Origin of the sequence: Alkalibacillus haloalkaliphilus (genome assembly GCF_007991275.1) — a bacterium.
Classification (GTDB): Bacteria; Bacillota; Bacilli; order Bacillales; family Alkalibacillaceae; genus Alkalibacillus; species Alkalibacillus haloalkaliphilus.
On record NZ_BJYA01000020.1, the window covers coordinates 55,039 to 82,017 of the forward strand.

Annotated in this window: 28 protein-coding genes and 1 riboswitch; of the genes, 25 read left to right on the forward strand and 3 right to left on the reverse strand. The window is 39.0% G+C overall.

Annotation, left to right across the window (positions count from 1 at the left end; translation table 11 throughout):
- Nucleotides 1-3: 3 nt before the first annotated feature.
- From purC to AHA02nite_RS13580, 14 genes are all read left to right on the forward strand, one after another.
- Nucleotides 4-726, forward strand: a complete 723-nt coding sequence (gene purC / locus AHA02nite_RS13515) for a phosphoribosylaminoimidazolesuccinocarboxamide synthase (protein ID WP_146818191.1) — start codon at nt 4-6, stop codon at nt 724-726.
- Between the two features lie 15 nt (nt 727-741).
- The gene (gene purS / locus AHA02nite_RS13520; protein ID WP_146818193.1) at nt 742-1,002 is read left to right on the forward strand and encodes a phosphoribosylformylglycinamidine synthase subunit PurS; all 261 of its coding nucleotides are present in this window, start codon (nt 742-744) and stop codon (nt 1,000-1,002) included.
- A complete protein-coding gene (gene purQ / locus AHA02nite_RS13525; protein ID WP_146818195.1) occupies nt 999-1,682 on the forward strand; it encodes a phosphoribosylformylglycinamidine synthase subunit PurQ in 684 nt (227 codons plus the stop codon). Before purS ends, purQ begins: the two co-directional genes overlap by 4 nt.
- Nucleotides 1,666-3,891 (forward strand): phosphoribosylformylglycinamidine synthase subunit PurL, encoded by a 2,226-nt coding sequence (purL, locus tag AHA02nite_RS13530; protein WP_146818197.1) that lies wholly within the window; start codon nt 1,666-1,668, stop codon nt 3,889-3,891. Before purQ ends, purL begins: the two co-directional genes overlap by 17 nt.
- Complete coding sequence (gene purF / locus AHA02nite_RS13535) at nt 3,867-5,318, forward strand: amidophosphoribosyltransferase (RefSeq protein ID WP_146818199.1); 1,452 nt, start codon at nt 3,867-3,869, stop codon at nt 5,316-5,318. The genes purL and purF overlap by 25 nt, the downstream gene beginning before the upstream one ends.
- Nucleotides 5,318-6,355: a phosphoribosylformylglycinamidine cyclo-ligase gene (purM, locus tag AHA02nite_RS13540; protein ID WP_146818201.1), complete on the forward strand. Its 1,038-nt coding sequence runs from the start codon at nt 5,318-5,320 to the stop codon at nt 6,353-6,355. Before purF ends, purM begins: the two co-directional genes overlap by 1 nt.
- Nucleotides 6,355-6,930, forward strand: a complete 576-nt coding sequence (purN, locus tag AHA02nite_RS13545; RefSeq protein WP_146818203.1) for a phosphoribosylglycinamide formyltransferase — start codon at nt 6,355-6,357, stop codon at nt 6,928-6,930. The genes purM and purN overlap by 1 nt, the downstream gene beginning before the upstream one ends.
- Entirely contained in the window at nt 6,920-8,452 is a 1,533-nt protein-coding gene (gene purH, locus AHA02nite_RS13550) for a bifunctional phosphoribosylaminoimidazolecarboxamide formyltransferase/IMP cyclohydrolase (protein ID WP_146818205.1), read from the forward strand. Before purN ends, purH begins: the two co-directional genes overlap by 11 nt.
- 139 nt (nt 8,453-8,591) lie before the next feature.
- Complete coding sequence (gene purD, locus AHA02nite_RS13555; protein WP_146818207.1) at nt 8,592-9,854, forward strand: phosphoribosylamine--glycine ligase; 1,263 nt, start codon at nt 8,592-8,594, stop codon at nt 9,852-9,854.
- Between the two features lie 7 nt (nt 9,855-9,861).
- Nucleotides 9,862-9,945: riboswitch (ZMP/ZTP riboswitch) on the forward strand.
- A gap of 30 nt (nt 9,946-9,975) precedes the next feature.
- Nucleotides 9,976-10,839, forward strand: coding sequence for a bifunctional 5,10-methylenetetrahydrofolate dehydrogenase/5,10-methenyltetrahydrofolate cyclohydrolase (locus AHA02nite_RS13560; RefSeq protein ID WP_146818209.1), 864 nt, complete (start codon nt 9,976-9,978; stop codon nt 10,837-10,839).
- Between the two features lie 163 nt (nt 10,840-11,002).
- Complete coding sequence (rplM, locus tag AHA02nite_RS13565) at nt 11,003-11,440, forward strand: 50S ribosomal protein L13 (protein ID WP_146818211.1); 438 nt, start codon at nt 11,003-11,005, stop codon at nt 11,438-11,440.
- A gap of 18 nt (nt 11,441-11,458) precedes the next feature.
- A complete protein-coding gene (gene rpsI, locus AHA02nite_RS13570; RefSeq protein ID WP_146818213.1) occupies nt 11,459-11,851 on the forward strand; it encodes a 30S ribosomal protein S9 in 393 nt (130 codons plus the stop codon).
- 199 nt (nt 11,852-12,050) lie between these two features.
- Nucleotides 12,051-12,788 (forward strand): hypothetical protein, encoded by a 738-nt coding sequence (locus tag AHA02nite_RS13575; RefSeq protein ID WP_146818215.1) that lies wholly within the window; start codon nt 12,051-12,053, stop codon nt 12,786-12,788.
- Nucleotides 12,789-12,798: 10 nt separating this feature from the next.
- Entirely contained in the window at nt 12,799-13,497 is a 699-nt protein-coding gene (locus AHA02nite_RS13580; protein WP_146818217.1) for an ATP-binding cassette domain-containing protein, read from the forward strand.
- Between the two features lie 28 nt (nt 13,498-13,525).
- Here AHA02nite_RS13580 and AHA02nite_RS13585 read toward each other — a convergent pair whose 3' ends face one another.
- On the reverse strand, nt 13,526-14,488 hold the full coding sequence (locus AHA02nite_RS13585) for a sodium:calcium antiporter (protein ID WP_146818219.1): 963 nt from the start codon (nt 14,486-14,488) through the stop codon (nt 13,526-13,528).
- A 382-nt stretch (nt 14,489-14,870) separates the two neighbouring features.
- On the opposite strand from AHA02nite_RS13585, the gene AHA02nite_RS13590 reads away from it, so the two are divergent.
- The 9 genes from AHA02nite_RS13590 to AHA02nite_RS13630 all read left to right on the forward strand — a co-directional run bounded on the left by AHA02nite_RS13590 (nt 14,871) and on the right by AHA02nite_RS13630 (nt 24,121).
- Entirely contained in the window at nt 14,871-15,872 is a 1,002-nt protein-coding gene (locus AHA02nite_RS13590; RefSeq protein WP_146818221.1) for a TAXI family TRAP transporter solute-binding subunit, read from the forward strand.
- Between the two features lie 115 nt (nt 15,873-15,987).
- A complete protein-coding gene (locus AHA02nite_RS13595) occupies nt 15,988-18,009 on the forward strand; it encodes a TRAP transporter permease (protein ID WP_146818223.1) in 2,022 nt (673 codons plus the stop codon).
- 51 nt (nt 18,010-18,060) lie between these two features.
- Entirely contained in the window at nt 18,061-18,660 is a 600-nt protein-coding gene (locus AHA02nite_RS13600; RefSeq protein WP_246118869.1) for an RDD family protein, read from the forward strand.
- Nucleotides 18,661-18,739: 79 nt separating this feature from the next.
- Nucleotides 18,740-19,729, forward strand: a complete 990-nt coding sequence (gene sppA / locus AHA02nite_RS13605) for a signal peptide peptidase SppA (protein WP_146818225.1) — start codon at nt 18,740-18,742, stop codon at nt 19,727-19,729.
- A gap of 11 nt (nt 19,730-19,740) precedes the next feature.
- The gene (locus tag AHA02nite_RS13610; protein ID WP_146818226.1) at nt 19,741-20,235 is read left to right on the forward strand and encodes an RDD family protein; all 495 of its coding nucleotides are present in this window, start codon (nt 19,741-19,743) and stop codon (nt 20,233-20,235) included.
- 21 nt (nt 20,236-20,256) lie between these two features.
- Entirely contained in the window at nt 20,257-20,736 is a 480-nt protein-coding gene (locus tag AHA02nite_RS13615) for a PH domain-containing protein (protein WP_146818228.1), read from the forward strand.
- Nucleotides 20,729-22,171, forward strand: coding sequence for a PH domain-containing protein (locus AHA02nite_RS13620; RefSeq protein WP_246118870.1), 1,443 nt, complete (start codon nt 20,729-20,731; stop codon nt 22,169-22,171). Before AHA02nite_RS13615 ends, AHA02nite_RS13620 begins: the two co-directional genes overlap by 8 nt.
- Before the next feature lie 100 nt (nt 22,172-22,271).
- On the forward strand, nt 22,272-23,003 hold the full coding sequence (cwlD, locus tag AHA02nite_RS13625; protein WP_146818232.1) for an N-acetylmuramoyl-L-alanine amidase CwlD: 732 nt from the start codon (nt 22,272-22,274) through the stop codon (nt 23,001-23,003).
- A gap of 65 nt (nt 23,004-23,068) precedes the next feature.
- The gene (locus tag AHA02nite_RS13630; RefSeq protein ID WP_146818243.1) at nt 23,069-24,121 is read left to right on the forward strand and encodes an Mrp/NBP35 family ATP-binding protein; all 1,053 of its coding nucleotides are present in this window, start codon (nt 23,069-23,071) and stop codon (nt 24,119-24,121) included.
- Nucleotides 24,122-24,159: 38 nt separating this feature from the next.
- Here AHA02nite_RS13630 and gerD read toward each other — a convergent pair whose 3' ends face one another.
- On the reverse strand, nt 24,160-24,819 hold the full coding sequence (gerD, locus tag AHA02nite_RS13635; RefSeq protein WP_146818233.1) for a spore germination lipoprotein GerD: 660 nt from the start codon (nt 24,817-24,819) through the stop codon (nt 24,160-24,162).
- A gap of 145 nt (nt 24,820-24,964) precedes the next feature.
- Here gerD and AHA02nite_RS13640 point away from each other — a divergent pair, with 145 nt between their 5' ends.
- Nucleotides 24,965-25,630 (forward strand): KinB-signaling pathway activation protein, encoded by a 666-nt coding sequence (locus tag AHA02nite_RS13640; RefSeq protein WP_146818235.1) that lies wholly within the window; start codon nt 24,965-24,967, stop codon nt 25,628-25,630.
- Here the strand turns inward: AHA02nite_RS13640 and AHA02nite_RS13645 are convergent, their stop codons facing one another.
- The gene (locus tag AHA02nite_RS13645; protein WP_146818237.1) at nt 25,631-26,389 is read right to left on the reverse strand and encodes a polysaccharide deacetylase family protein; all 759 of its coding nucleotides are present in this window, start codon (nt 26,387-26,389) and stop codon (nt 25,631-25,633) included.
- 129 nt (nt 26,390-26,518) lie between these two features.
- On the opposite strand from AHA02nite_RS13645, the gene AHA02nite_RS13650 reads away from it, so the two are divergent.
- A complete protein-coding gene (locus tag AHA02nite_RS13650) occupies nt 26,519-26,770 on the forward strand; it encodes a hypothetical protein (RefSeq protein WP_246118871.1) in 252 nt (83 codons plus the stop codon).
- Nucleotides 26,771-26,979 lie beyond the last annotated feature (209 nt).

A 26,979-nucleotide genomic window follows, 5' to 3' on the forward strand; every position in this document is an offset into this window, starting at 1 on the left:
TCTTTGGAAAAGCGAGCATTGTTGTATGAAGGGAAAGCAAAACAACTATTTGAGACAAATGATCCCAACATTCTTTGGGTTCAATATAAAGATGCTTTGACGGCATTTAATGGGGAAAAGAAAGAACGAGCAAAAGGCAAAGGGCGGTTAAACAACGAAATATCATCCATTTTATTTCACCAACTTTCAACAGCAGGTATTGCAAATCATTTTGTTAAACGCCTTTCTGAAACAGAACAGCTCGTTAAAAAGACATCGATCATTCCAATTGAAGTAGTCGTTCGCAATGTTGCAGCAGGTAGTCTATCAAGAAGGCTTGGCTTAGAAGAAGGGGTGCCATTAAACACTACAATCGTCGAGTATTACTACAAAGATGATGATTTGGGTGACCCTTTAATTAATGAAGATCATATTCAACTTTTAGACTTAGTATCTATGAATCAACTAAATGAAATGAAAGAAATGGCACTAAAAGTGAATGGTTATTTAACAGACCACTTTAAAGTGTGTGACGTCAAACTAGTAGATTTTAAACTAGAGTTTGGGTTTGACGAAGAAGGCAAGTTAATTTTATCAGACGAAATATCTCCAGATACGTGTCGACTATGGGACGTTCATACGAACGAAAAGCTAGATAAAGATGTTTTTCGAGAAGGAATCGGGCAAATTGATCAAGCTTATGAAACGATCTTAAAGCGCTTAAAAGGCGCGATTGTAACTGACTAAAATAAGGGGTGCTGAATGGTGATTAAAGTAAAAGTATACGTAACGTTGAAAGCAGGAGTACTTGACCCTCAAGGTAAAGCGATTGAACAGGCGCTAGAAGCGATGGACGTTAACAATGTAGAAGGTATGCGTGTTGGTAAGTATATGGAGTTTCACCTTGAACCAGAAAAAGGTCAATCAGTTGATGAACAAGTAACACACATGTGTGAGCAACTTTTATCTAACCCAGTTATTGAAGATTACCGTTATGAAACAGAGGAGGTTATTACGCCATGAAGTTTGCTGTCATAGTGTTTCCAGGTTCTAACTGCGATATGGATCTGTTTCATGCCATTGAAACAGGGTTAGGAGAAGAAGTTGATTACGTCTTTCATACAGAAACTAATCTAGAAAACTATGATGCAATCCTATTGCCAGGTGGATTTTCATATGGTGATTACTTACGTTCAGGTGCAATCGCAAGTTTTTCTAATGTAATGGAGTCGGTCAAACAATTTGCGGAGTCTGGAAAGCCTGTATTAGGGATTTGCAACGGGTTTCAAGTCTTGCTAGAGGCAGGGTTACTACCAGGGGCTATGAAGCGGAATGAGGCGCTTAAGTTTATTTGCCGTCCTGTTGAGTTAACGGTTGAAAACAACAAATCTATCTTTACAACAAACTATGGTCTACATGAAAAAATCAATGTACCAATCGCTCATGCTGAAGGTAATTACGAGTGTGATGAAGAGACATTAAAAGACCTTGAACAGAACAATCAAATTGTTTTTAGATATGTGAACAACCCGAACGGATCAGTAAGTGATATTGCTGGAATTGTTAATGAACGAGGTAACGTGTTAGGGATGATGCCACATCCAGAAAGAGCAGTTGATGAGTTACTAGGTAGTGCTGATGGTTTGAAATTATTTCAGTCAATGTTAGCGAATTGGAGGGAACACCATGCCATTACTTCTTGAGCCAAATACAGAAGAGGTTAAGGAAAAGAAGCTTTATCGTGAGATGGGGTTAACAGATGAAGAGTTTAAGCTCGTTGAACGTATTTTAGGACGTTTGCCGAATTATACAGAAACAGGTATTTTCTCGGTTATGTGGAGTGAGCATTGTAGTTATAAAAAGTCTCGCCCACTGTTAAAGAAATTCCCAACTACAGGTCGCCACGTTTTACAAGGTCCTGGCGAAGGTGCAGGTGTTGTTGATATTGGCGACGGGCAAGCGGCTGTTTTTAAAATCGAAAGTCATAATCACCCGTCTGCGATTGAGCCATATCAAGGTGCCGCAACAGGTGTTGGTGGGATTATCCGTGACGTCTTTTCGATGGGAGCGCGTCCAGTAGCTTTATTAAACTCACTTCGTTTCGGTGAACTTGATCAGCCTCGTACGAAGTATTTGTTTGAAGAAGTTGTGGCTGGTATTGCTGGCTATGGGAATTGTGTCGGTGTTCCAACAGTTGGTGGTGAAATCCAGTTTGATGATTGTTATAAAGGGAATCCACTCGTTAATGCGATGTGTGTTGGATTAATTGATCATGATCGTTTACAAGTCGGTCAGGCAAAAGGGATCGGCAATACGGTGATGTATATCGGTTCAAAAACAGGGCGTGATGGTATTCATGGTGCGACTTTTGCCTCTGAAGAATTAACAGATGATTCACAAGAAGACCGCCCAGCTGTTCAAGTTGGCGATCCATTTATGGAGAAGCTATTAATCGAAGCTTGTTTAGATTTAGTCGAGTCTGATGCATTAGTCGGGATCCAAGACATGGGTGCTGCTGGCTTGACGTCATCAGCAAGTGAAATGGCTAGTAAAGCAGGTACTGGAATTGAAATGAATTTAGACTTAGTTCCACAACGTGAGCAAGACATGACGCCATATGAAATGATGTTATCTGAATCACAAGAGCGTATGCTTGTCGTTATTGAGAAAGGCCGTGAGCAAGAGATTAAAGATATCGTATCGAAGTATGGTATTGAAGCTGTTGAAGTTGGAAAAGTTACGGATGATAAGAGACTTCGTTTAACGTTCCAAAATGAAGTTGTTGGTAATATGCCAGTCGATGCACTAGCTGAAGAAGCACCAGTCTATCATTTACCTTCAAAAGAACCTGAGGCTTTTAAACGTAATCAATCTATGAATCTAGAACTTCCAGAAGTGAAGGATGCAAATGAGTTATTAATTAACCTATTGAAAGCACCTACGATTGCAAATAAAGAGTGGGTGTATGACCAATACGATTACATGGTACAAACGAATACGGTGCTCGCACCTGGGTCAGATTCGGCTGTCATTCGAATTAAAGGAACGAATAAAGCGTTAGCGATGACAACAGATTGTAACTCCCGTTATTTACACTTGGACCCGAAAACAGGTGGTGAAATTGCAGTTGCTGAAGCGGCTCGTAATATCATTTGTTCAGGTGCAGAGCCATTAGCTTTAACCGACTGCTTGAATTTCGGAAACCCAGAAAAAGAAGAAAATTTCTGGATGATGGAAAAAGCGACTGACGGAATGGCAGAAGCAGCAAGTCAGTTAAGCACGCCAGTCATTAGTGGAAACGTATCACTTTACAACGAAACAAACGGCACAAGTGTTTACCCTACACCTGTTGTTGGTATGGTCGGTTTAATTCACGATATTGACCATATTACGAAACAACAAGTTCAGCGTGCAGGCGACTTAGTTTACGTCATTGGTGAGACAACACTAGAAATCGGTGGGAGTGAAGTTCAAAAGCATCTATTCGGCCATTATGAAGGAGCTACACCGAAGATCGACTTACAAGTTGAAAAAGAGCGCCAAGAACTATTATTAAAGTCTATTCAACAAGGTTTAGTGCAATCAGCGCACGACGTATCAGAAGGTGGCTTAGCTGTTGCACTTGCAGAGAAAGTAATGGGCACTTCATATGGTTTAAATGTCGCACTTCAAGGTGAGCATTTACTAGATTTATTTAGCGAAACGCAATCGCGTTTTATCGTAACCGTTGCTAAAGGGAATCAAGAACAATTTGAACAGGTTGTCTCTGATTGTAATTTAGTAGGCGCAGTGACAGAAGATGCTAAGTTAAATATTAAATGGAATGAGCAAAGCGTAATTAATCAAAACGTCGATTCATTAACAGACCATTGGAAAGGAGCTATTCCATGCTTGGTGAAATCAAAGGGCTAAACGAAGAGTGCGGAATATTCGGTGTATATAATCATACTCAAGCGGCTCACATGACGTATTACGGCTTGCATAGTTTACAACACCGTGGTCAAGAAGGAGCAGGAATCGTCGTTTCTGATGGCCAAACGTTAGAACAGTCAAAAGGTCATGGGTTAGTCACTGAAGTGTTTGATGAAGATCGTTTAGCTCAGTTACCGGGCGGTAGTGCAATCGGTCATGTTAGGTATTCGACAGCTGGAGAGAAATCGTATGAAAACATTCAACCTCTACTTTTTCACTCTCACACAGGTTCATTATCTGTTGCCCATAACGGCAATTTAGTGAATGCGACAAAGCTAAGGTCTGAACTAGAAGATGAGGGAAGTATTTTTCAAACGACATCAGATACAGAAGTGATTGCTCATTTAATTCGCAAAGGCGGCAAAAAACCACGTCATGAACGAATTAAAGCTTCGCTAAAACAGCTTGAAGGTGCATTTGCGATTGTTATGTTACTTGAAGATCAGTTAATTGCAGCTTTAGATTCTAGAGGGATGCGTCCTTTATCTTTAGGTAAAGTAGGTGATTCTTACGTCGTTGCATCAGAAACATGCGCTTTTGATGTCGTTGGTGCAGAATATGTTCGTGAAATTCAGCCTGGTGAGTATTTAGTTATTGATCAAGACGGACTACATTCAAGTACATTTGCTGACAAACAGGACCGCTCAATCTGTACGATGGAATACGTTTATTTCGCAAGACCTGATAGTCAAGTTGACGGTGAAAACATTCATAGTTCGAGAAAACGACTTGGAAAGAAATTAGCTGACATTGCACCTGTTGAAGCGGATGTTGTAACAGGTGTCCCAGACTCTAGCATTTCTGCAGCAATCGGTTATGCAGAGCAGGCTAATATTCCGTATGAGCTTGGTCTTATAAAAAACCGTTATGTCGGTCGTACGTTTATTCAACCATCACAAGAAATGCGTGAACGTGGTGTGAGGATGAAGTTATCACCAGTACGCAAAATTGTAGAAGGTAAACGCGTCGTCATGGTCGATGATTCAATTGTTCGTGGTACGACATCAAGAAGAATTGTTTCAATGCTTAAAGAAGCTGGAGCGAAAGAAGTCCATGTCAGAATTAGCTCTCCACCGATTAAACATCCATGTTTTTATGGAATTGATACGTCAACGTCATCTGAATTAATCGCAGCGAATAATTCAATTGAAGAAATTCGAGAAGAGATTGGTGCTGATTCAATAAGCTTTTTACCAACTGATGAAATGGTCGATGCGATTGGTCGTGATGATTCTAGTCCAAATTGTGGGCACTGTCTAGCATGTTTCACAGGAAACTATCCGACAGACATTTATGAAAATTCAGTGTTACCGCATGAAAAAGACCAATTAGTTAAAGAAGTCGTTAATCAAGGGGCGAATTACTAATGTCAGAAGCATACCGTCAAGCAGGTGTTCATATTGAAGCAGGCTATGAAGCAGTTGATAGAATGAAGTCACATGTTGAGCGAACGAAGCGAAAAGGTGTCGTCGGTGCATTAGGTGGTTTTGGTGGCCTCTTTGACTTATCACAACTGAATTATGAAGAGCCTGTATTAGTTTCAGGAACTGACGGGGTAGGAACGAAATTAAAGCTCGCCTTTATGACTGACCAACACGATACAATCGGGGTGGATGCTGTTGCGATGTGTGTGAATGATATTGTCGCACAAGGTGCAGAGCCATTATATTTTCTAGACTATTTAGCTTTAGGTGAAGCAGATCCAGAGAAAATCGAGCAAATTGTAAAAGGAATTGCAGATGGTTGTGAACAATCTGGTTGTGCTTTAATTGGTGGCGAAACTGCTGAAATGCCAGGCCTATATGATCCTGAGGAGTATGATGTAGCTGGGTTTGTCGTTGGAGCGGCTGAAAAGCGTAAACTCATTACAGGTGAAGGAATCAAATCAGGTGATATTTTAATAGGACTTCCTTCGAGTGGGATCCATAGTAATGGCTTTTCACTCGTAAGAAAAGCTTTGTTAGAAGAACAGGACTTGGATTTAAACACGGTTTATCCGCCATTCACTTCACCATTAAAGGATGTTTTGCTTACACCAACTAGCATCTACGTAAAGCAAATTCTAGCATTAATTGAACACGTCGATGTAAAAGGTATCGCTCATATTACAGGTGGTGGCTTCGATGAAAATATCCCTCGTATGTTACCTGATCATTTAGGAGCAACGATCGATTTAACAACCTTTCCTAAGCCTGATATATTTACATTTATTGAAGAGCATAGCAATGTTGCACGACGTGAAATGTACAATATTTTTAATATGGGAATTGGGATGGTTGTTGCTATTAATAGACGTGATCTAGACGAAGCATTGCTACGCATTAAAGAATTGGGTGAAGAAGCTTACGTCATTGGCTCAATTAATGAAACTGGTGAACTGTTACTAACAGGGGAGGCAAAATGATGAAGAAGCTTGCTGTATTAGCTTCAGGTAGTGGATCGAATTTTGAAGCGATTGTTAATCAGTCAACAGGAGCATATGAAGTCGTTTTATTAATGACAGACCGTGACGATGCCTACGCACTACAACGAGCTGAAAGGTTAGGTATACCGACTCAAAGTATTTCGCCAAAAAGCTTTGAAGATAAAGCATCTTATGAGCAAGCTGTATTGGATGTCATTCGAAATCATAGTATTGATTGGATTGCTTTAGCTGGTTATATGCGTATTGTCGGTCCAACCCTTTTAAAGCCTTATGAAGGTCGTATCGTAAACGTTCACCCTTCATTATTGCCTAAATATCCTGGAAAAGACGCCATTGCTCAAGCGTTAGAAGCTGAAGTGGCAGAAACGGGTGTGACCGTTCATTACATTGATGAAGGAGTCGACACAGGTCCGATCATTTCTCAACAGGCTGTAAAAGTAGGAGAGAGAGATACATATGAAACACTGCAACAGAAGATTAGGCAAGTTGAACATGAACTTTATCCGAAAACATTAACGAAAATCATACGAGAGGATGAGCTAGTTGGGAAATAAACGCGCATTAATTAGTGTTTCTAATAAAACAGGTGTAATCAATTTTGCAAAGCAGTTAACAGAATTAGGCTATGACGTCATCTCGACCGGTGGAACAAAAAAAGCTTTAGAAGAAGCGGGGTTAAACGTCATAAGTATTTCAGAAATCACTCATTTCCCGGAAATATTAGATGGTCGAGTTAAGACGTTACACCCAAATGTTCACGCTGGATTATTAGCTAAACGTGATGACAATCACCATATGGCCGCGTTGAAGGAGCAAGCGATTGAGACCATTGACCTTGTTGTCGTAAACTTATACCCATTTAAAGAAACGATTGCGCAAGAAGGTGTGTCGTTTGAAGATGCGATTGAAAACATTGATATCGGTGGTCCAGCCATGTTGCGCGCAGCAGCTAAAAACCATCAAGACGTTACAGTTGTTGTCGACCCAGCGGATTACGGCACCGTAGTTGATCACTTAAAAGATTCTAGTTCTTTAAAAGAATTAAATCGTAAACTAGCCGCGAAAGTTTACAGACATACCGCTCAATATGATGCACTAGTCGCTAATTATTTAACGGAGGAAGCGGAAGAAAAGTTCCCTGAAACAAAGACGGTGACATACGAGCGTCAGCAAACGTTACGCTATGGTGAAAATCCTCACCAATCAGCGGCTTTTTATAAACATCCGTTTGCAGAAAACTCTTCACTCGTTAACGCTAAGCAACTACATGGCAAAGAGCTTTCCTACAACAACATTCAAGATGCTGATAGTGCTCTAACGATCGTAAAAGAATTTGAAGAGCCGGCAGCTGTTGCTGTCAAACATACAAATCCGTGTGGTGTTGGAATTGGTCATACATTAAAAGAAGCATATGATCGTGCTTATAATGCTGACCCCGTTTCGATTTTCGGTGGAATCGTCGCATTTAATCGAGAAGTCGATGAGGTTGTCGCTCAAGACTTAAGTCAAATTTTTTTAGAGATTGTAATCGCACCAAGTTTTACAGAAGAAGCTTTGAACATTTTGACGCAAAAGAAAAACATTAGACTTTTAGAAGTCCCAGTTGATCAAGGAGAACCTCAAGAGAAGCTAAGCACTGTATCAGGTGGTTTACTCATTCAAGATGAAGACAGATACGTAGAAAGTGAAATGCAGTATGACGTCGTAACAGATCGCGAGCCTTCTGATGAAGAATGGACGAATATGAAGTTTGCTTGGAAAGTGATGAAGCATGTGAAGTCGAATGCTATTTTACTTGCTACTGAAAAGCAGACAATAGGTGTTGGTGCCGGTCAAATGAATCGTGTTGGAGCTGCTAATATTGCTATTGAGCAAGCAGGTGAAAAAGCAAAAGGTGCGGTCATGGCATCAGATGCGTTTTTCCCAATGGATGATACGGTAGAAGCCGCACACCAAGCAGGCATCAGAGCGATTATTCAACCAGGTGGCTCAAAGCGTGATGCTGATTCAATTAAGAAATGTAACGAGTATGGCATTGCGATGGTATTTACCGGAGTGCGTCACTTTAAACATTAAGCATTTTTCCGGCGTTCGCCGGAATATGATGTGAATTCGCCGGATTATTTTAATTTTCGCCGGAAAAATAAAAATTTCGCCGGAAAAATCTCAAAATCGCCGAATTAACAATTTTTGGCGGTAAAAATGGGGTGTCAAAATGAAAGTGTTAGTCGTTGGTCGTGGAGGTCGTGAGCACGTTTTAGCATGGAAATTAAATCAAAGTGAGCGTGTAGAGCAAGTAGTCGTTGCACCAGGGAATGATGGAATGACGGATGTAGCACATGTTGAACCGATCGAAGAGCATCAGCATGAGCAGTTAATCGAATTTGCAAAAACAAATCACATAGACTTAACAATTGTAGGGCCAGAAGCACCTCTCATGGACGGAATCGTCAATAAGTTTCAAGAAGAAGGTCAAAAAGTATTCGGCCCGACAGAAGAAGCGGCGTTTATTGAAGGAAGTAAAGACTTTGCAAAAACGATTATGCAAGATTACAACATTCCAACAGCAAAACACAAAACGTTTGAAGACCCTCAAGCAGCAAAAGCTTATATTCAACAGCAAGGTGCACCAATAGTTATTAAAGCAGATGGGTTAGCCGCTGGAAAAGGTGTTACCGTCGCCATGAGTGTAGAAGAAGCTGAGCGAGCCGTTGATTTAATGTTAGAAGATGCACAGTTTGGTGAAGCGGGAAGTCGTGTCGTTATTGAGGAATTCCTTGAAGGCGAGGAGTTTTCATTAATGGCATTTGTAAATGGTCCTAACGTATACCCGATGGTGAGCTCACAAGACCATAAGAGGGCATTTGATCAAGACCAAGGTCCAAACACAGGCGGTATGGGAGCATACTCGCCAGTACCACAAATTAGTCAATCTGTGTATGAACAGGCAATTCAAGAAATACTAAAGCCAACCGCTCAAGCGTTAGTTGACCATAACCGATCATTTACGGGCATTTTATACGCAGGCCTAATTGCCACAATAGATGGGCCAAAGGTGATCGAGTTTAACGCGCGTTTTGGAGATCCAGAAGCACAAGTCATACTACCACGCTTACAATCAGACTTAGTAGAAGTTATAGAAAATGTGTTAAATGAAAAACCAGTAGAATTAAATTGGTCTCAAGATTCAGTAGTAGGTGTTGTGTTAGCTTCAGAAGGCTACCCAGGTTCTTATGAAAAAGGTAAACCTATTAAAGGGTTAGATGAATTGAGCCCTCAAGCATTAACTTTTCATGCCGGTTCGAAATACGAAGATAAATATTGGCAAACGAATGGCGGTCGAGTGCTATTAGTAAGTGCAAAAGGGAATACAATCGCTCAAGCGAAAGATCGAGTTTATGAAGAGATGGATAAGTTAGATTCAAAAGATGTGTTTTATCGTAAAGATATTGCTAATAATGCATTGCAAGTGTTATAAAAATAATCACGCATGTAGTAACTGACGACGTAAATGGAAATAACCATAAGGGAGCTACATGTAACTTTTGTCGGTCGTCTGGGCAGGAGAATTTTCTCCCAAACTTTCAGGAGGTTATAACGTGAAAGAGCCATTGCTTTTAGACGGAAGAGAAGTGTCAAAGTCGATTAAAGGACAGTTAAAAGGAACAATTGATTCATTAACTAAGGAAGGAATTGTTCCTAAGTTAGTGACCATTCTAGTTGGTGATAACCCATCGTCTCACACGTATGTTCAAATGAAGGCGAATGCTTGCAGTAAAATTGGAATGGAGTCTGAACGAATCTTTTTACCGACAGAAACGACGACTGAAGAATTGTTACAAACGATTAGGCAACTAAATGAAGATGAGACAGTACACGGTATTTTGTTACAACACCCGGTGCCGAGTCATATCGATGAACGACAAGCCTTTGATACCATCGCGCTAGAAAAAGACGTAGACGGTGTAACGAGTCATGGTTTTGGTTCAACAGCATTTCAACTGAATGCTTACCCGTGCTGTACTCCAGCAGCGATTATGGAAATGATTGATTTTTATAATATTGATGTCGAAGGTAAACATGCTGTTGTGATCGGTCGTAGTCCTATTTTAGGTAAACCCGTTTCCATGATGCTTTTAAACCGTAATGCAACTGTTACAATTAGCCATTCAAGAACCGAAAACTTAGAACAAATGGTAAGTCAAGCAGATATAGTTGTCGCAGCGGTCGGAAAACCTAAGTTTGTTAAAGGTGAATGGTTAAAAGAAGGAGCGGTTGTGTTAGATGCCGGATATAACAAAGGGAATATTGGTGACTGTGACTACGAAACGTGTTATAATCGAGCAAGTGCGATTACGCCAGTACCTGGTGGTGTCGGACCAGTCACGATTGCGACGCTACTTCGGAACACCGTTTTAGCCGCACAACAAAAAGCGATGATGCGAGAAGTTAGTCATACTTAAAAAATGACTGATTTTGTAATAAAAAACGCAATTTAGCTTGACATCAATGCCATAGATATTATAATATATTCTATGGCATTTTATCATTACCACGTAATAGCCCCGGAAACTATTCGTGATGAGATAAAACGATACGAAACGGATTTCTTAGGAGGGAAACGCAATGCGCCAAACATTTATGGCAAACGAAAGTAACGTTGAACGTAAATGGTATGTAGTGGACGCAGAAGGCCAAACTCTTGGTCGCCTAGCTACTGAAGTTGCGACATTACTTCGTGGTAAGCATAAGCCGAGCTACACACCACACGTTGATACAGGTGACAATGTCATCATTATTAATGCAGAAAAGATTGAATTAACTGGTAAAAAGTTAACAGATAAAATGTATTACCGTCACTCAAACTACCCAGGTGGTTTGAAGGAGCGTACAGCAGAAGAAATGCGTACGAATTATCCAGAAAAAATGCTTGAGCAAGCAGTAAAAGGTATGCTACCTAAAAATAAATTAGGTCGTAAGATGGGCACAAAGCTACACGTATACCGTGGCGCTGATCACAAGCATCATGCACAAAAACCAGAAGTTTACGAGCTTCGTGGATAATTAAGGAGGGTAATCTAAGTGGCACAAGTACAATATTACGGCACAGGCCGTCGCAAAAGCTCTGTAGCACGTGTACGACTAGTACCTGGTAACGGTAAAGTCGTTGTAAATAAAGTAGACGCAGAAGACTACTTCCCACACGAAACATTACGTCGTGTAATTAACCAACCATTAGACATTACTGAGAACACTGGTAACTATGACATTCACGTAAATGTTGATGGTGGTGGATTTACAGGTCAAGCTGGTGCAATCCGTCTAGGCGTTGCACGCGCACTATTAGAAGCGGACCCTGAGTACCGCACACCTCTAAAGCGCGCTGGCCTACTAACGCGTGACGCTCGTACGAAAGAACGTAAGAAATACGGTCTTAAAGGCGCTCGTCGTGCACCACAGTTCTCAAAGCGTTAATATACCTTATATACAAAGGTCAAACCTCTCTGTCATTTATGGCAGGGAGGTTTTTTATGGTTAAGGGTAGCAAGGATTTGGGAGAATGCATAGAATTTGTAAAAAAGTAGTGGTAATATAGTTTTGAGTAACGAAGTGCTAATTAGAAATTCCTCTATGACCTAACATCCACCTAAGCACTGTGTGGGGAGTGGTATGTATGCGAAAGAGTTATGAATTTTTCCTTATATTTATTAAAGAAAACTACTACAACAAAATGGCCATATTTTGGGTCGTTTTCATTCCGTTAATCTTCTTTTTGATCAACCATAGTAATTGGTTTACTAACCCACCAGAACAACACCAAGCTTACCTACAACTTTCTCTGTTTTGGGTCTTCATGATTTTAATATCCGCAGTTGTTAATACAGCGGTAGAACTTTTCACAATGCGTGATCGCGGCTTTTTTAAAATGTTTAGCTTTATTGCTGGTTCTAAAAGTTCCATTATATTCGGAAAAGGTTTAGCTAACTTTTCATTGCTCATCATTTCGATGGTGTTGTTTAATGCAATCATTGCTCTTTTATTTCAATTAAATCCACTTACATTGATTGGGATGGGTTTACTACTAGTGTTTTTAACATATATCCCAGCGGCATTTTTCTTTTCGTGGATTATTGCCTTACCGTTTAAAGCAGAATCAATCGTTCCGGCGTTTAGTTTGCTAACGATTTTATTAATTTATTTGACGAGTAGAACAACTGGCTTTGACTCATATATTTTATTAATTAACCCAGCAGAATTTATGATCCGTGTGGCTGATTTAGTAGTGACTTCATCCGAAGCTTTTACCTATGCTAATTTAAGCGTGCTAAGTGTCACAGCTTGTCTTTATATCGTGGTCGGTTTATTAACGTTTAAATTTATTAATCTTGAGTCGAAAGCTAGTCGAAACTAGGAGGGGTACGATGGAGTTAATAGATGTATCTTATCAATATAAGAAAAGTAATCGACAAGTATTAAACCAACTCGATTTGAAGCTAAAACGTGACCAACTGAATGTCGTGCTTGGATTAAATGGAGCGGGGAAAACGACGCTGTTTAATATTATGTCAGGGTCTTTTAAACCAACATCAGGTATGATTAAAGAAGCTGTTTCACATGACCAAATAGCATACCAAGTGCAAGGTGTCCCTTTCCTTAACCAGTTAAAAGGAAAAGACTTAGTTCGGCTCTTTTTAAGGACGGCATCTCAACCATTTGATCCTCAAAACACCAAGTTTTCAGAAGAGATGACTGAAAGAGAGCGGTTGTTAGCTGAACGCCTATGGGAGTTGCCACTTGGACAAATGTCTTTAGGGGAACGAAGATGGTTAATGGTTATGGCGATGTCTGAATTGAATCGAAAGCTTTACATATTCGATGAGCCAACTTCAGGAGTTGACCCAGAATCTCGGTTGAACGTATTACATAAGTTAGAGTCAGTTGCACTTAATCTAAACCGATATGTCGTCATGTCGACGCACACTTTGCAGGAACTTGAGCATGTTAATTGTCATATCTTTTTACTTCATAACGGAAACGTTGCTTTTGCAGGGTCTTACGAGGAGTTAACTGAAACCAACAAGAACCCGGATGAAGCATTTCGTCAAATTGTTAGCTTATAAGAAAAGCACAGGTGCGCTTACCTGTGCTTTAAAACATTATATAGGAAACGACTAAGTAAAGTGCGATTATAGCCGTTGAAGGGATTATATACTTAATTGTAGCTTGAGTTGGACTGCGCATTAACATATAAAGTGTCACTAACATCATGACTAAACTTAATGTAGCAATGACAATCATTGAGTAACTTACACCTTGTAAAATGGGTCCTTGCTGATAGAAGGCATCTGTAAATGCAAGGAGTAATAAGTTAAATAAATTACTTCCTAAAATCGACCCAATTGCAATCGCGTAGTTTCCAATTTTGTAAGCAGCAATAACAGCAACGAGCTCTGGAAGTGAAGTAGATGCAGCAATTAATACACTTCCAACGAAACTTGAATTAATACCAGTTTGTGCAGCTAACAAGTCACCGGAGATAGAAAGCACACTACCCGCCAATAACACGGCAATGGCTGAAAAGATAAAATAGCGAATAACTTTATGAATAGGGGTAACGCCAGCTTCTTGCTCGACTTGTTCCTCTGGTTCCTCGCTTTCAAATAGCTTAACGCTAACAATGTATAAAGCAACTAAAATGTACATTTCAAAACCGATATTGTAAATTGAAAAGCCTAAATTAAGCACCATTGCAATGATCACAGTCGTTGTTAATATAACTCCGAACATAATCGATGGAAAATAATTGCTAGGTTCAACGGTGTTAAAAGCTTTATGTTTCCGGTAATATAAATCGACCGCAGCTAGTATAAGTAAGTTAAAGACATTGCTTCCTAGCATATTACCGACTGCGATATCGACATTGTCGATATAGACAGCGGTAACGCTTGTTGTAAGCTCAGGCAAGGAAGTTGCGCCTGCGATTAAAAGACCACCAACCATTGCTCCACTCATCGCTGTTTGTCGACTAATTTGATCACCATACTTATTAAGTTTGATCGCTGCAAACACTACAAAAATAGCAGCTAATGTGAAACTAATGTATACAAACATGACAGACTCCTCCATAGACACTTTAGTTCATTAAACAAAAAAAGACCTTGGCCTCATGTATATAAGGCCAAGGTCTTGCGTATCATTTGATGAACCGGGTGACAAGGTCACCGGGATTGACGACTCATCAACCGCGCTATACGGTCGCTACTCCCCTTGATACTATTTACTATAGCTTAATAGATGCAATCCGTCAATAAACGTGGTATAGTATGTTTTGTAGCCTAATTTGTTCTTTATAATAGATTTTTTGTAAAAATTAGGGTAAACTACATACTAGATTTATTTTTTTATTGAAGGAATACTAGATTTCCTAATATAATAAACTTTAATTAGGGTTCTAGTTTTCTAAAAAAATTAAAAAATTAGGGGGAAGCTTCACATGAAAAAATCCATTGTATTTTTAATGTCAATTGGCTTTTTAGCAACAATGATTTTAGCAGCATGTGGTGGCGGTGGCGACTCTAGAGTTGCTATTGGTCCTGCAGGTAGTGGTACACAAGCTGCAGCTACTGTAATTCTTGAAGGAGCTGGAATTGAAGAAGGCGATTACGATGCTTATGAAGAAGGCTTCGGTAATGCGCGTGACGGTTTGCAAGATGGTAACATTGACGTATCATTTGGTTTACTAGGTTTACCAGCTGGTAGTGTTAATGACTTACAGGCAAACACTGGTGATGCGAAATTAATTAGTTTAACTGAAGATGAGATTCAATACGCACAAGATGAGTTAGGTTACTTACCATACACAATTCCTGCTGATTCTTATGACTTCTTAGAAGAAGATGTGCAAACGGTAACAGCATACGCGATCTTAGTAGGTAATACGAATACAATCGATCATGAGTTAGGGTATGAGTTAGCTCGTGTATCAGTTGAACATGCAGATGAAAATACTCACGCACAATCAGATCATATGACTCTAGAAAATGCACTAAGTGGAGCAGAAGGTCTACCAATCCATCCTGGTGCTGCTGAGTACTATGAAGAGCAAGGCTTAGACGTATCTGGAGACGTAGCTGATGTAGCTGCTTCTGAAGCGGATCGTCCAGATGAGCTAATTCTTGGTACTGGTAGTTCTGGTGGTACTTACTACCCTCTAGGTGGTGAGATGGCTACTGTTTGGAACAACCATATTGATGGTGTAAACGTAACTTCTACTGAAACTGGAGCTTCTGTTGAGAACTTAGCTTCAATCGGTAGAGACGAACAGGACTTAGGTATGACAGTTCACGTACCTGCATTAAACGCATTTAATGGTGAAGAAGACTTTGACGGTGCAGCAGTTGAGAACTTTGCATTTATCGGTCACATTTACCCAGAAGTAATGCAGATCATTACGCGTGAAGCAACAGAAATCGAAAGCTTAGAAGACTTAAAATAATTAACGATTAATATTTAGTTATTAAATCGCAAAAGGGACCGACACAGTGTGCCGGTCCCTTTTGTGCCAATTTATTAGGCTGTTAGGTTTAACCTATTACAAGGTGGTGAAAGGTGTGTCTAGAAAAGAGAATAACGAAAACAACCAGAATAATGAACAACTGAATAACACATCACCAGACACGCATGACAACGGTGAGAAGGTGAGTGAGAAAGAGTTATTGAGGAAGTATGACCGCGAAAGTAACACGAGATCAAATATAGGAAAGTGGGCTTGGGTTGTTACCTTTCTAGCAATCTACTTAACGCTATTCCATCTATATACCGGGTACTATGGTACATTGCAATCTCAAATACAAGGTGCCGTTCACGTCGGTACAGCTTTAGGACTCATTTACTTACTTTATCCTGCTAAAAAAGGACTGCATGATCGTGGTATACCTTGGTATGATGTTATTTTAGCTTTTACAGCTATTTTTGTCGGGTATTATAAGATCATTTTCTTTGATGAGATATTGAATGCTCGTATACATGGATACGAAACTTTAGATGTCTTAGTTGCTATTTTAGGTGTTGTATTACTATTAGAGGCAACGAGACGTGCGGTTGGTATACCGATTGTAATTGTTGCGGGTGCTGTAATTTTGTATGCCTTATATGGAAATTTTATTCCGACTCAAATGATGTCACATAGTGGATTCTCGTTTGAACGTGTTATGACTGACTTATGGTATCGAGAAAATGCGATCTTTGGTATACCAGTTCAAGTATCCTCTCGCTTTATTTTCTTATTCCTATTGTTCGGTGTCATTCTCGTACATTCAGGAATCGGTAAGTTCTTCAATGATTTAGCATTCGCTTTAACAGGTCGCTTTACTGGTGGTACTGCAAAAGCAGCTGTATCAGCTAGTGCGATGCAAGGTATGGTGTCTGGTAGCTCGATTGCTAACACAGTATCATCTGGTTCATTTACAATTCCGATGATGAAAAGAGCCCGTTTTAGACCAGAGTTTGCAGCAGCGGCAGAAGCTTCAGCATCAACAGGTGGTCAGTTAATGCCGCCAATTATGGGTGCAGCTGCCTTTATTATGATCGAGTATACGAATACTGATTATGCAACGATTATGTTAGCGGCCTTAATTCCAGCTATGCTTTATTTCGCTGGTATTTTCATGGGAGCTCACTATGAGGCGAAGAAGCAAGGGATCTTTGGAGCGCCTAAAGAGATGCTTCCGAATACTTGGCAATTACTAAAGACAAAAGGTTACATGCTATTGCCATTGATTGCAATTGTCTCAACACTATTTATGGGCTTCACACCACAGCGTGCAGCATTAATGGGTATTTTAGTTGCGTTTGGTGTCAGTTTAATAAGTAAAGAGACGAGAATGTCTGTTAGAAAGATTTTCTTTGTACTTGAACAAGGTGCACGTGTTGCTTTACCAGTAATTGCAGCCGTAGCAACAGCAGGAATTATTGCTGGTGTTGTTGGTATGACTGGTTTAGGTGGTAAAGTGGCGGCAGGAATTATTGCACTTTCTAATGACATTCAGCTGTTAGCGTTAATCTTTACAATGATTGCGTGTATTATTTTAGGTATGGGATTACCGACAACAGCAAACTATGTTGTTACGGCAACTATTGCTGCACCAGCATTAATTAATGGCTTCGGTGTAGAAGTGTTAGCGGCACACTTGTTCGTATTCTACTTCGGTATTGTTGCTGACATTACGCCACCGGTTTGCTTAGCAGCCTATGCTGGTTCAGGTATAGCCAAATCGAATCCGTTTAAGAGTGGGTTGACCGCCGTTAAACTGGCCATAGCCGCCTTTATCATACCGTATATATTCGTCTATAATCCGATATTAGTTCAAGCTGGAGACCACTCCATCATTATGCTAATATTGGCTGTAGTTACGGCATTGCTCGGTATGATGGGGGTTAGTAGTTCAGTTATGGGCTATTTCCAACGAAAATGTTACGTATGGGAACGATTCGTTTTAATAGCGGCTGGTCTAATGTTAATTACACCTAATATTTATATTGATCTTGCAGGTATTTTAATGATTGCTTTAGTTTGGTATTTACAAACACGTCGTCCAGACGATAAGCAAAATTATGAACCTGTTTCAGCTTAAAATTAGAGGTTGGCACTTTTGAAAGTGCCAACTTTTTTATTGGTTTAATAAATGATAAGTCTTAAACAACTTACTGTATTAGGTATTCGCGTAAGTTCGACCATTTTAGTGTTTTGGAAAAATAATGAAAAATGCTATAATGGTACATACGAACAAGGTATGTTAATTGATGAGGAGGGAGGAGCAAAGTTGGCACTTAACTTCACACAGTTGAAACCTGCTGGGTTTTGGATGCGTTTCTTAGCGTGGATAATCGATGGTATTATAATGTTAGCATTAACATGGGTAATAGCTGTATTAATTGGTGATGAAGCTTATTTCGAAGAGATGCAAGCCACTATGGCTGAACAGTTAATGACTACATCAGAAACAGCAGCGAATCTCATTTATAATATTATCTTTATTATTGGTTTTACAGCGAGTCAGTTAAAAGGTTCACCTGGTAAATTGATTTGCCGTATTCAAGTTGTTAATCCTGACATGAGTAAAATTAGTATTTGGAAGTCAATTGGACGCTTTTTTGCTTATATTTTATCGGCTATACCGCTTTTAATTGGTTTCATGATTGCTGGGTGGAATAAAGACAAAAAAGCACTACATGACATGATTTGTAAAACACGAGTTGTCTATCGTGATAAAAGGCGGAGTTAAAGGTAAGCTAGTAATATGGCTGTCTCTTAATGAGGCAGCCATTCATATGGTTAAGATTAAGGAAGTGAGGGGTTAGAAAATGGATAAAAAACGATGGATTGCATTAGGGATTGCGGTCGGTTTGTTCATCGTTTCAATTATTGCGCAAGTCTCAACAACGGTTGCTACGACTAATTGGAATGAGATGTTCGAATCAGACCGTGATTTCTCAGAAGAGGTTAGGGAAGATGGAGACCCATTTGATAAGGTCGCGGTCATCCATTTAGAAGGAGTTATTCAAAGTAGTGATGTTGGTGGTTTGTTAAATACAAGTACATACAATCACAAAATGTTGTTAGATATGCTTGATTTTGCTAAAGAAGATGATGATGTCGAAGCCGTTGTGTTACGTGTTAATACACCAGGTGGTGGTGTCGTTGAAAGTGAAGAAGTGCATAGTAAAATTCTAGATTTACAAGAAGAGGACAAGCCGGTCTATGTATCAATGGGTAACATGGCGGCTTCAGGTGGTTATTACGTATCAGCACCAGCTGACCATATCGTCGCTCACCCTGCTACATTAACAGGTTCAATCGGTGTCATTATGGAGGCTATTAATTTCGCTGAACTTGCAGATGATCTCGGGGTTGAATTTAATACGATTACAAGTGGTGAATATAAAGATATTATGTCTTCATTCAGACCGATGACAGATGATGAAGAGTCAATTCTTCAGTCAATGATTGATGAAATGTATGATGAATTTGTCCAAGTCATTGCAAATGGTCGTGATATGGATGAGTCGACAGTTCGTGATTTAGGTGACGGGCGAATCTACACTGGCTCACAAGCTGAAGAAAATGGTCTAGTTGATAGTTTAGGTTCTTTAGATGATGCGATCTCTCAGTTAAAAGAAGATCACAACTTGCAAAATGCTCAAGTGGTCGAGTATGAATATCAGTTAGGTTTTAACGCCTTTCTAGGTGGGACAGCTCAACGCTTAGTGTCAGACGAGTTCCGATTTTCGCAATTAGAAGAGATGATTCGTAAATCAAGTGCTCCAAGAGCGATGTATTTATATACAGAATAGGAGGTGCCTAAATGAGTGAGACGTATAATGTTGAAACTAATCAAGAACAAGAGTCTGAATCCCCTTTAAAGCAAGTTCGATTTGCTGGTTTTTGGATGCGTTTTTGGGCGTACCTTTTTGATTTAGTGATTGTGTTTAGTATAAATGGGATCATTTTGGCACCATACCGTTTAATAACTGGTGGCGAAGTTTTAGAAGTTGGGTTTTGGACTGTGGCAACGATTATTAGTACTGCAGTGCTGTATGCTTACTTTGTTTTATTAACGAAATACCTTGGGCAAACGATTGGTAAAAAAGTGTTTGGTATACGTGTTATAAGAAAAGACTTTGAACCATTACAGTGGAGTGACTTAATCTTTCGTGAAGTAGTCGGACGTTTTTTCTACCGCGTACTATGGTTTACAAACATACTTTACTTAGTTATTGCCTTTGATTCTCAAAAACAAGGCATCCATGATATGATCGGTGACACTCGTGTGATCCATGAATGGTCGCTTAAGTCTTAGAAATATTAGGGGGAGTCATATATGAGGGAAGCGCCCAAGAATAGAATCGCGAAAGATGCCATTAAAGCATGGCGTCTTTCAGCTGCTTTGGTCATGCTTGTTCCTTGGGCATTAGCCATTGCGAGTTTTTTTCTAGTGCATTTTATAGAAGTTACCTATTGGTATTCTACTAGTGCAGTGGCCTTATTAATCGTCGTTACGTATCTCGTGGTCGTATTTGTGCCGAAAATTCGTTGGCGTCGTTGGCGTTATGAATTGTTTGAGCAAGAAATATATATTCAACATGGTATTCTTGTTGTGTCACGTACGTTAGTGCCGATGATTCGAGTACAACATGTCGATACGAAGCAAGGTCCTATTTTAAAGCGATACCGTTTATCTAATTTAACGATTTCAACAGCGGCAACCGTTCATGAAATTCCGGCTTTGCCAGAAAAAGAAGCAGCAGACTTACGTGATCAAATCTCAGAATTAGCTAGGGTGGATGAAGATGATGTCTAATCCGAAGCGACTTCACCCAGCGGCGATGATTTTTAGGGTTATAAGTATTGTAAGAAGTTTAATATTTGCCATTGGTGCAACGGTAATCGTAACGATGGGTAATGACTTTTTTAATTACATTGTTTTAGGTATCGTTGGTCTAATTGCCTTTTTTATCATTACAAGTGTCATTGAATGGTTAAGGTTTCGTTATGCTGTTGTTGGTGATGAGTTAAGGATCGAGCAAGGGTTAATTGTGCGAAAGAAGCGTTATATATCTAAAAACCGCATTCAATCCATTGATTTAACTCAAAGTGTTATTCATCGATTATTTAACTTAACGAAAGTTCAAATTGAAACAGCTGGTAGTGATCTAAGTACAGATGCTTCATTAAGTGCAGTGACGCTAGAAGAAGGACAGGCTTTGCGTAAAGAGCTGAAGTACCACAACGGTGAAGCGGTAGAGTCTGAGTATGTAGATGAAATAGAGCAAGATGAAGAAGAACAATACACAAAAGAAACAATAAGCACGAAGCGGTTAGTTATTGCAGGTTCGACATCAGGAAGTATCGGAGTCATATTAGGGTTGTTTATTGTTCTGTTTAGTGAAGTCGAACGGTTTATTCCAACCCATGTGTACGACGATGCGATGAGTTGGTTTCTAACCCAAACAATTAGCGTTCTCATTGTGCTCGCTTTAATTGTTTTAATTTTTTTATGGGTTTTAGGTATATTAGGTACGGTTATTAAATACGGTAACTTTGAAGTTACGCGTTATGAAGATGAACTGTATATAACAAGAGGTCTATTAGAGAAGAAACAAGTGACGATTCCTTTAAAACGGATCCAGGCGCTTGGTATAAAAGAAAGTATAGTTAGACAACCTTTAGGGTTTGCCACTTTATATGTTGAAATTGCTGGAGGAGAAGGCGGGCAAAATGCTCGAACGTTTATTTTTCCGTTATTAAAAAGAAGTGAAGTTAAGCCTTTCTTAGAAAAGATCTTACCAGAGTACCAATCATTATCTAATGAATTTATAGGAGTTCCAAATAGAGCTGCGCCTTATTATATGGTTAGAGCAAGTTTTTTACCGGTTGTTGTGTTAGTCGTTACGTTAATTTTTGCTATAGATTTTTGGTACGTTCCGTTTGTATTTATTTTGATAGCTATGTCATTAGGTTGGTTGCGAATGAAGACAGCTGGTTATTATATTGATCGGGAACATCTCATTTTTAGGAGTCGTGATTTTAGTAAAGATACCATTATGATGAAGCACAATCGTGTTCAATCAATTCAACTTAGACAGACGTTGCTACATCGAAAGCAACAAATAGCTACAGTCCAGTCGTCGATTTTGAATAACTTTGCGGGCCGACATGCTGGTGTGCGAGAGTTAGATTATGAACAGGCAAAACGAATCGCTGATTGGTATTCATTACAGAAGCGTATTTTTTAAAAAGTTGAGTTAAGAACTGTGTTTTGCAGTGTTATATTAATCAAATAAATGGCATGAACAAACCTCCTCGTCCATATATTTTGGTGAGGAGGTTTGTTTAATGAAACGATTATTTTTTATTATTTTGTGGGTTTTAGGTCTTATATTACTTATATATTTATTGAAAGTACCTGTTCCAACGTTGTTACAGCCTGCAAGTGTGACATCACCATTGGCTGGACAGGTTATTGTTATTGATCCTGGTCATGGTGGGGTGGATGGCGGAGCAGATTACGGTGATCTTCAAGAGAAAACGATCACACTTCAGACATCTTTTTACTTGCGAGATTATTTGCAAGAAGCAGGTGCGTTAGTTTACCTAACAAGAGAAGAAGATGTAGATTTAGCGCCTGAAGGTATGCAAGGATACTCAAAAAGGAAAGCCCATGATATTCGCGAGCGTGTTTCATTTATCCAAGATCATGAAGCGGATATATTTATAAGCATACACTTGAACTCGGTGTTAAATGAGAGCTGGAGTGGTGCACAAACATTTTACTATCCTGAAGATGACGAAAATAAAGCATTAGCACAATCGATTCAAGCAAGACTGCAAGAATCAGTAAATACAAATCGTCAGGCGCTAGGAATTAATCAAATATATATTTTAAAACATGCTAATACAACATCAGCTTTAGTAGAGGCTGGTTTCTTATCGCACCCTGAAGAGAGAGCTTTATTAGTGACAGAGGAGTACCAAAGGCGTTTAGCGTCAGCAATGTACGAAGGTATTGTTGAATACGTGGTAGGTCTACAAAACGATGAAAATCAATCAAGCCAAATCACTGAGTGAATTTAAAATTTATGTTATACTAGCTGTGGCATTAAATTGAACACGACAAAAGGAAGGTGTCCTACTTGATTACAGAAGAGCGCGTTAGAGAACTATTAAAGCCAGTTCAAGATCCACATATACATAAAACGTTCGAGGAAACCGATGCAATTGAGAGCGTTAAGATTAAAGAGGATAAAGGTCACGTTAGTGTAAAAGTTGCATTAGCTGATCCTAATTCTGGAGAGCAACTACAGTTACAACAAGAAATTGTAGGTATGTTGAAAAAAGAAGGAGCTACTACTGTAGGACTTCGTTTCACTGAGCTCCCTGAAGAAAAGCGTGAAGCTTACATGTCAGAAGCAAACGAAGAGCAAGAAGCTAACTTAATTGGTCAAAAAGGCACAACATTTATCTCTGTTGCAAGTGGTAAAGGTGGCGTTGGTAAGTCGACGGTTACTGTGAACTTAGCAATTGCTTTAGAACGCTTAGGAAAGAAAGTCGGTATTGTAGATGCTGACATCTACGGATTCAGTGTACCGGATATGATGGGAGTCGAAAATCGTCCTCAAGTAAGAGGTGAAAAGATTATCCCTGTTGAGCGTTTCGGTGTGCAAATGATTTCTATGGGGTTCTTTGTAGAAGATAACTCACCAATCATTTGGCGTGGCCCTATGCTTGGTAAAATGTTGACAAGCTTCTTTAAAGAAGTAGAGTGGGGAGACTTAGACTACTTACTATTAGACTTGCCACCAGGAACAGGTGATATCGCTTTAGATGTCCAAGAGTTACTACCATCATCTAAACAGCTTATTGTATCAACTCCACACCCAACAGCAGCATTCGTAGCTGCACGTGCTGGTCAAATGGCCTTAAAAGCAGATCATGAAATCTTAGGTATTGTTGAAAACATGGCATACTTTGAAAGTAACATTACAGGCCAAAAAGAATATGTCTTTGGTGAAGGTGGCGGCGATAAGTTAGCTGAAGTATTAAATACAGATGTATTAGGTCGTCTACCATTACAGCAACCTTACGACGAAGAAGATACGTTTGCACCTGGCGTATATCAAGAAGATCATCCAACAGGAAAAGTTTTCTTATCTATTGCGAATCAAGTGATTAAAAGAGCTAAATAAAAAGATAAAGGTTTAGGCTTACTCAGCCTAAACCTTTTTTACTCTAGAAGGTCTCCGCCTTCACCTTCCATACTTTCCCCTTCAGTTTCCTCGCCTCCTGAATCATTAGTACTTTCTTGGTTAGAATCTTGTTCATCTGTAGCTCCCCCGTTAGAACCTTCCATCTCTTGTGCAGCTTTTAATAGCTCTTCAACCATTTGTGCTCTAAAAAGAGGGCTTTGTAAAGTCTCTTGAATTGATTGTTCTAAGTGTTCTTTGTATTCTTGGCTTCTTAAAATTTGAGTAATCATCTCTCGAACTTCATCTTCATGAAATAAACTAATCATTTGATCTTGATAGTTAGAATCACTCATTAGTCCTTTAATGATCTCTTTATCGTGTTCTCTTGTGGCTTGGATATAGGCTTGGACGAATGATGGGTCGTCAAAAAGGCTGATCCAAAACTCTTTTCCTTCTTCACTAGAAATTGTTTGTTCGATTGCTTGATTTACCGTGTCTGATTGCAGTACTAGCTTTTGTTCGAGTTCTTCATCAGATAGAGCTTCTTTTAAAGCTTCTTTTCCATCATCTGTTTTTAGTATATCTACAACCATACGTTTAGTTGCTTCATAATCGGGAGATGATTGTTGGTCTTCCCCATTACATGCGGTTAAAAATATACATATGGTTAATACTAGCAATAATGTGTGTTTTGCCATCTTAGATGCTCCCCATGATTGTGTCTCTTAGTACTTTTAATATTAGATGGATGTGAAAAAATATACATATTTACAGAAAGCAAAATTCTCCAAACCATGATAAAATACGAGTGGACAAGATTATGAGTAAATAGGGGGAAGCATAGTGACGATCCGTGTATGGTTAAAATTCTTTATAATGCTATTAGCGATCGGTGCAATATCTACAGTTATTACAAGCTTTTTTGTTTCTACACATGCTTATGAACCATATCTAAATCCATTTGATCCATGGGAAATCTTTGGAGCACTCTTATGGTATTCAGGCTATGGCTTAGTATTTAGTGTAATTGCTCAAATGGGCTTTTTCGCATACCTAACATTGCACCAATTCGGTAAAGGCTTTTTCGGGCGCTTTTGGACACATGCCCAAGTTATTATGATCGGTTTTGTTCTTTTTGAGTTAGTTTATCTGAGGTATCACCAAGACGCAGGTCCAGAAGGTCTATTTCCTTATATAGTAGTCGCTGCGATGATTGCAATTTATGGTTATGCAGTTGCGAAATTAAAAGCGAAAGAAACACACCCGCGTGCGTTTCTACCGGCTCTATTCTTTATGATCGTTGTAACGACCATTGAATGGATTCCAGCTTTACAGACTGGTGATCCGGAGTGGATTATGCTAATGGTTGTTCCTTTATTAGCATGTAACACATACCAATTATTAAAGCTTCACCGCATCGTAGGGTTCAACAACCCAGAAGACACTGAAGCTAAGAAAAGTCAACAAACTAATACAAAACCAAATCAAAATGGCAAAAAGAAAAAGTAATTAATCAAGAGGGGTAATATCAACGTTTGCAGGTGACAGAAGTTCTGTAACTGTTAAAAACTGATACCCCTCTTCTTTTTTATTTTCAATTAAGTTCTCAATTACATCTGGTGTAACTGTTAAGTTGTCTTGAGCAAAGAACAGCATAATGTCCCCTTCATCAACTTGGTCGCTTAAATGCTGGCTTACCTCTTCAGCTTCACTATTATGTTTAACATTTGCATAAATACTCCAAAAAACTGATTCATAACCTAACTGATGAATCGTGTCGATTACAAATTGATCATATTCATTTTCGGGTGGTCTAACATATGTTAGAGGTTCATACCCTAAGTTTGTGAGCACTGTAGTACCATTCTCTATATCTTCTTCGATATATGTAGCGGATTTTTCTTTATAGGGATCATCATAAAACCCTAATAACCCAACTTCGTGATTTTCTTCAATAATAAGCTCAGCTAAATCCTCATTTCTTAAAGCCCATTCACCATTAATGAAAAATGTAGCTTGTACATCCTGTTGTTGTAAAACATCAAGAATATCAATGATGACATCGTCGCCCCATTTAACATTAAACGTTAATGCAATTTCAGGTTCACCTTTCAAGCTTTTAGTAATAGCACCAGATGGAGTTGCATCAGGAGATCCAACATTTAATACATATGTTGTAGAGAAATGTACAGATGTAATTGTAAGTAAAATTAAAATGACAGCTAACATCCACTTCTTCCAACTTGTCCAATTTAGAGCAAAGAACATTGTTTACCCAACCTTTATTAGAAGTTTAGATTTCTGAAATATATATATGATTAATTGCATAGTTTTAGAATGGTGATTATACATAAAGCAAAGTTAATTGGTAAAAATTAAAAATATAAAAGTTGAGAAATGGAAGTGAATGAAATGATTGGTTTAATGGTTAATGATCAAGAGCAGAAGGAGCTCGAGTATTTGTTAAAAAGAGAAATGGATGAATTACTATACGATTTCAGTCATCACGATCTTGACCCACAAGTACAACAAGCTATTAAGGAACGTTACGCGCTTCTATTTAATATATATAAACGGTTCGCAAGTAAAAAAGAGTGCCTAAAGTATACCCCACATAAAAACTTGTTTATGTTAAATAAAAAATTATAAAAAGGTATTGATGAACCTATAAGGCATATGGTATATTTATTTTCGTCGTCAAAAGACACGACAAAAAGCGTAAACAAACGTCTTAAACTTTTAATAATAGTTATTGACACTTCATTTGATAAATGCTAAATTATTAAAGTCGCTTTTTTGAAAAGCGCAAGACAAAAAAATAATTAACAAAGTTGTTGACACCAATTAAACAACTTGTT